We start from the raw sequence: 255 nt of genomic DNA, 5'->3' as shown, positions 1-255 counted from the left end.
AGTGTCCAGTGCATTTACTATTAGTATGGGTGTTAATAACTTATTTGATGTTACACCTGATGAACTGGGAGATGATGAAGTGTTGCAATTTATTTCTCAACAGGCATTTCGCTACCCATTACGTGCGGTTCCATATGGTTTTGACGGTATGAGTTATTATGCACGCGTGGGCTTTGTGTTTTAATTAGTTGTTCTTGTTTTAGCTGGGGCACTGTAAGTGCCTCAAATATTATAAATATAAATTAACGGCAGAAG

Annotated in this window: 1 protein-coding gene; it reads left to right on the top strand. The window is 37.6% G+C overall.

Annotated elements, in window-relative coordinates; translation table 11 throughout:
- Window positions 1–184: hypothetical protein (locus AAEZ18_RS19220; protein ID WP_352256029.1), on the top strand; the 184-nt coding region annotated here is incomplete at its 5' end.
- Window positions 185–255: the final 71 nt, after the last annotated feature.

Source organism: Pseudoalteromonas sp. 19-MNA-CIBAN-0066, assembly GCF_040308705.1.
Classification (GTDB): Bacteria; Pseudomonadota; Gammaproteobacteria; order Enterobacterales; family Alteromonadaceae; genus Pseudoalteromonas; species Pseudoalteromonas nigrifaciens.
This window is presented reverse-complemented; position numbering and strand designations above follow the sequence as displayed.